The 2,578-nt window shown below is 72.9% G+C and carries 3 protein-coding genes; all 3 read right to left on the bottom strand.

Annotation, left to right across the window (positions count from 1 at the left end):
• On the bottom strand, positions 1 to 260 hold a 260-nt coding region (locus Mterra_RS20475; RefSeq protein ID WP_176582566.1), incomplete at its 3' end, for an aminopeptidase P family N-terminal domain-containing protein.
• Positions 257 to 1,297, bottom strand: a complete 1,041-nt coding sequence (gene galT, locus Mterra_RS20470) for a galactose-1-phosphate uridylyltransferase (protein WP_119316773.1) — start codon at positions 1,295 to 1,297, stop codon at positions 257 to 259. The genes galT and Mterra_RS20475, both read right to left, overlap by 4 nt.
• On the bottom strand, positions 1,290 to 2,578 hold a 1,289-nt coding region (locus Mterra_RS20465), incomplete at its 5' end, for a glycoside hydrolase family 36 protein (RefSeq protein ID WP_147372990.1). The genes Mterra_RS20465 and galT, both read right to left, overlap by 8 nt.

Below are 2,578 nucleotides of genomic sequence, written 5' to 3'. Positions count from 1 at the left end.
GGGTCGAAGGGGGCGTGCCAGGGGTAGGAGACCACCTCGAGCCCCGGCGTCTCCTCCTCGGCCATGCGGGCGGCCTCGATGCGGCTGGTGTGCAGGCGCAGGGTGCCGGAGACCTCGAGCCAGCCCACCCCGCGCAGCGTGACCACAGTGTTGTCGCCCCCGGTGAGCCAGGCGAAGTTCTCGGGCTGCTGCACGAAGAGGCGTTCCAGGCCCCTCTGGCCCATCCAGTCGCGCAGCCGCCGCAGGGCCGACTCGTTCATAGGCGCACCTCGCGCAGCTCGCGGGCGGTGTTCTCGGGCAGGGCGTCCATGGCGAAGGTGCCCGAGCCGATCTCGGTCCCGGCGAGGTACTTGAGCTTGTCGCGGCTTCGCAGGGGCGGGTAGAACTCCACGTGGAAGTGGAAGTGCCCCTCCTCGCCCTTGGGGGCGGCGTGCAGGACCATGATGTAGGGGAAGGGCCGGTCGAAGAGCTTGTCGTAGCGGGCCACCATCTGGCCGAGCTGCTGGGCGAAGCTCGAGACCTCGGCGCCGGAGAAGGTCCAGGGGCCGGGGTGGAAGCGCTTGGGGAAGACCCAGACCTCGTAGGGGTAGCGGGCGAAGGGCGGCACCACGCAGAGGGTGTGCTCGTCCTCCTGCACGGTGTAGGGGCCGAGCTCGGGGAGCAGCTCGAGCAGCACCGGGCGCTGGCGGAAGGCCTCGACCTCCTTCTGCAGGATGGGCGGCACCCAGGGGTAGGCGTAGATCTGGCCGTGGGGGTGGTGGATGGTCACGCCCACCTCCACGCCCCGGTTCTCGAAGGGCATCACGAAGGCGATCTCCTCGCGGGCCAGCAGGTCGGTGTAGCGGTCGGTCCACACCCGCAGCAGCAGCTCGCGCTGGGCCTGGCCGAGGGTGGCGAGGCTGCCGGTGAGCTCGGGGGTGAAGACCACCACCTCGCAGTCGCCGTTGGCCTCGCGGGTGGGCACGGGCAGGCCCTCCGGCGGGGTCCCGGCGCGGGGGGAGAGCGAGGGCCAGCGGTTTTGCAGCACGGCGATCTCGAAGTCCTCGAAGGGGATGTCGGTGGGGAAGCCGCCGGGCTTGCTGGGGGCCAGGGGGTCGTACTCCTTGGGCGGCAGGAACACCCGCCCCTGGCGGTGGGCGGCGTAGACCACCCACTCCTGGCGCAGGGGGTGCCAGCGGGCGTGGGAGCTGGGGGCCCCGGTGGCCTCGCCCTCCTCGAGCGGGGGCAGGGTGTGGGGCTGGTGGCCGTAGAGGTAGACGTAGCGTCCGTCCTTCTTCTGGTAGACCCGTTTATGCATCGCGACCTCCGAGCCACTCGCCGAAGTCCACCTCGCGCTCGCCCAGGCGGTAGCGGTAGGGGCCGGTCTGGGCCACCGGCACCTCCTCCCGCAGCCAGCGCTCCATCGCCGCCCGCTCGTCGGGGTCGAGCCACTGCGGCGGGTCGGAGGTGGCGAGGAAGCCGGCGACTTTGGCGAGGTCTTGGAGCACCTGGCGCTGGGGCGGGCTGAGCAGGTTGTAGCGGGTGCGGAAGTAGGCCACGTCGGGGTCGGTCTGCACCAGCGGGCGCAGCCACAGCCGGTGCAGCGAGGTGCGCAGCGCGTTGAGGCCGCCGGGCCCGGTGAGGTCGTGCAGGTGGTCCTCGCGGTCCTCGTTTCGCCACAGCGGGGCCACGTCGGGGCCCACGCGCAGGCCGTCCACCAGCCCCAGCGAGGGCAGGATGGGCGCGCCGCAGGCCAGGATGTACACGTCTTCGCCCGCCGCCTCGCGCACCGCCCGCAGCGCCTCGCGGTAGGCCTGCTCGCGGGGGACGTTCTCGTGGCGCACGCCGGGGAGCGCGGCGGCGTAGAGGAAGTCGAGCTTGAGGTAGCGGTAGCCCCAGCCCACCGCCCGCTGGACCACCGCGCGCAGCCAGGCCTGCACCAGCGGGTGGGTGGTGTCGAGGGCGTAGTAGGGGCCGCCCCAGTTGAACCCGGCGGGCACCAGCTCGCCCTGGGTGTCGTGCAGCAGCCAGTCGGGGTGCTCGCGGTAGAGCCTCGAGCTCGGCCGCACGATGAAGGGGGCCATCCACAGGCCCGGGGCGTAGCCCGCCTCGCGGATGCGCACCGCCAGCGAGGGCATGCCGGAGGGGAACTTGGCGTTGGGCTCCCAGTCGCCCATGTCCTGCTGCCAGCCGTCGTCGAGCTGCACGACCTCGAAGGGCAGGCCCTGCAGGCCCTCGAGCACCTCCTGGATCACCGCCTCGCTGACGCCGGTGTAGTAGCTGTACCAACTGCACCAGACCCTGGGGGCCGGGCTCTGCCCGCGCTGGCCCAGCCGCTCGGCGAGCACCTGGGCGTAGTGCGCGAAGACCGTGGCTTCGTCGCCGTGGGCCACGTACCAGTCGCCCGCCCCGCTCTCGTAGAAGCCGCGCAGGGCCCGCCCGTGGGCCTCGACCCGGCCGCCCGGGGCCAGGGCGCCCAGCAGCAGCACCTTGCCGTCGGGGGTCTGTACCGCGCCCAGGGCGCTGCCCCCGTGGCGGGGGGAGAGGGCGTAGACCGGGTCGTCGGCCTGGGGGCGCCGCTCGGGGGGCTGCATGGGGA

The organism is Calidithermus terrae (assembly GCF_003574345.1).
Lineage (GTDB): Bacteria > Deinococcota > Deinococci > Deinococcales > Thermaceae > Calidithermus > Calidithermus chliarophilus.
This window is presented reverse-complemented; position numbering and strand designations above follow the sequence as displayed.